Raw genomic sequence first — 1374 nt, 5'->3', positions numbered from 1 at the left:
TCTGCCAGCAGTAATTTTTCTGTCGGAAGGTTAATGTTGTAGGCCTCAGGTATGTGTTGCTGTGAGATGATGATGCCAGCCTTTGTATCAGCGAGGATGTAATCAATTCTATGCTGTGGATAGGCCGGGTCTATGGGTACATATGCCCCGCCAGCTTTGAGGATGGCAAGGATGGCAACGATCATTTCTGTTCCCCTGTCCATGCAGATGGGAATGAGTGTATCGGGACTCAGCTCTTTTGCTGTCAATTGATGATACTTTGCTCTGATTGCGCGGGCCATAACATCGCTCTGCAGGTCCAGCTGCCGGTAGGTATATTGGCTTTCTGCGGAACTGATGGCCAGGGCTTCCGGTGTCTTAGCAGCCTGGCTGGAAAAGAGTGCATGCAGGGTCTGGTTGACTGTCCCGGTCTGGATTGTTCCTGCCCATTGGTTTACCGTAAGTTCGAATTCTTCGGGTCCTGAGAGGGAGATCTGGCTGTAGGGCTTATGGGCCTCGCTGGTAAGGCGGTCTGTCAGGTGTACGAAATGTCTGGCCATCCGCTCAATCGTTTGTCCTTTGAACAGGCTGGCGGCATAAGTGATGACCCCTGAGATCATTTGATCGCTGTCGTCAATGAAAAAAGAGAGGTCAAATTTTTCCACCTGGAAGGAAACCGCTCCCTGGAAAGGTTTCAGGTAGCGTTCCCGTTCTTTTTTTGCCTGCTGTTCATTACCGAAGCTCTGTACGACGAACATGGTCTGGAAAATGGGGTGGCGGGAGATGTCCCTGGTGATGTTCATTTCATCTACCAGTCTTTCAAAGGGCAGGTCCTGGTTGGACTGTGCGGCCACCTGTGTTTCATGCACCTGTTGTACAAGATCGGTAAAAGTTGCGGTTTGATCCAGTACTGCCCTGTTGACGAGCATATTGACAAAGAAGCCGATCAGGCCCTGTGTATGTGGATGGTGTCTGTTTGCGATGGGACTTCCTACGGTGATGTCGTCCTGTCCGGAATATTTGCTGAGCAGGATATAGAAGGCACTCAGTAAAACGGTGTGCAGGGTAGTGCCCTGTTCTTTTACCAGTGCCCGAAGCCTGTTGCTGGTCTCCGGGCTGAAAGAAAACCCTTTGTCTGCACCTGCATAACTCACCGCATTGGGTCTTGGGAAATCGGTTGGGATGGCCAGGGTCTGAAATCCTGACAATTGATCTTTCCAGTAGCGGATCTGTTCGTTGAGGAGTTCTTCAGTGAGGTGGGTTCTTTGCCATATGGCAAAATCCCGGTACTGGATTTCCAGTTGGGGAAGTTCAAAATCCAGGTTGCCACTGGCAAATGCTTCATAATATTGCAGCAGTTCCTGCTGAAATATTTCGGAAGACCAGCCGTCACTT

At 50.3% G+C, this 1374-nt stretch carries 1 protein-coding gene; it reads right to left on the bottom strand.

Translation table 11 applies throughout. The annotated features are described in order from the left end of the window. Window positions 1-1374, bottom strand: a 1374-nt coding sequence (locus DBR43_RS30005) for a condensation domain-containing protein (protein WP_158622633.1), incomplete at both ends; no start/stop codon positions are given.

It is taken from the genome of Pedobacter sp. KBW06, from assembly GCF_003852525.1.
GTDB lineage: Bacteria > Bacteroidota > Bacteroidia > Sphingobacteriales > Sphingobacteriaceae > Pedobacter.
Note: the sequence above shows the minus strand (reverse complement) of the source record. Positions and strands in the feature narration are given on the sequence as shown.